Origin of the sequence: Paraprevotella xylaniphila YIT 11841 (assembly GCF_000205165.1) — a bacterium.
GTDB classification, from domain to species: Bacteria; Bacteroidota; Bacteroidia; order Bacteroidales; family Bacteroidaceae; genus Paraprevotella; species Paraprevotella xylaniphila.
The window spans coordinates 1-1,139 of the sequence record NZ_GL883844.1 but is presented as its reverse complement, the minus strand read 5'-3'; the positions used below and the strand labels follow the sequence as shown (position 1 = coordinate 1,139).

Genomic DNA, 1,139 nt, shown 5'->3' with positions numbered 1-1,139 from the left:
CCGAAATTTGCAACCTAAACAGAAGTGGCATAATAAAATGGCGAAAAAGAAGAAACAACAGGGGCATTACTGCCGGATTTGCGGCGAGTACAAAGCCAACGAGCAATTCAGCGGCAAAGGACACGCACGGCATATCTGCAAGGAATGCCAGTCGCTGCCCGAAGATGTGAAAGCGGACATGGTACGCTGCAACGAGGTGGAACGAGCCGCTTTCAAATACCCCATGACCCGTCAGAACTGGGAACTGCTGGAGAGATATGCCTCGAAGTACAAGGACAAAGAATCCGGGCGGTTCGCGCAGGATATGCTGGATATGAAACGGGGCAACGACGTACCGGATGAAGATATGGAAGAGGAAGCTCCTTTTGACGGGACTTGCGAAGATGAAACCGTGCCTTTCGCCGAACTGGAGGATGACATCCGCTATCAGATGGAAAAACTGCTGGCAGACAACATCAACGAGTTCATGGTACACAAGAATTATATTCCCGAAGGCAAGGAACTGAAAGCCATCAACGAATGGGTCATTAAAGAAACCCGTGACGCCTTTTTCATAAATGTCATTCCCGATGCCACTTACAACAGTTTGGTGGTAGAAACGATAGACAGGCTTGTGAAGGAATGGGAAGAGGACGGTTTTGAGATAAAGACCTATTCCGCATCGCTGGTTGTCATGGAAACGGAACGGCTGCTTATCCGCAGGATAACCCCTAAGGATCTGGACGCGCTACTTGCCATAATGGGAAAGCCGGAAGTCATGTACGCATGGGAACACGGCTTTACCAAAAAGGACGTGCGCAAATGGATAAACAGGCAACTCACCCGATACTGCAAGGACGGGTTCGGATATTTTGCCGTCATACTGAAAGAAAGCGGCAAGTTGATAGGACAAGCCGGTCTGATGAAAAGTACCATAAACGGGAACGAGGCTGTCGAACTTGGCTATATACTCGATAACGCATACAGGCATCACGGTTACGGTACGGAAGCCGCCCGTGCTTGTCTGAAATACGCATTTGGAGAGCTGGCACTAAAAACCGTCTGTTGTAGCATCCGACCGGAAAACAAGGCATCCATCTGGGTCGCGGAACGGCTGGGAATGACCTTGTGCGGCAGTCATACCGTCATATACAATGAAA

Annotated in this window: 1 protein-coding gene; it reads left to right on the top strand. The window is 49.5% G+C overall.

Annotated features, from left to right (window positions below):
- Window positions 1-37: 37 nt before the first annotated feature.
- Window positions 38-1,139: GNAT family N-acetyltransferase (locus HMPREF9442_RS15750; RefSeq protein ID WP_087944084.1), on the top strand; the 1,102-nt coding region annotated here is incomplete at its 3' end.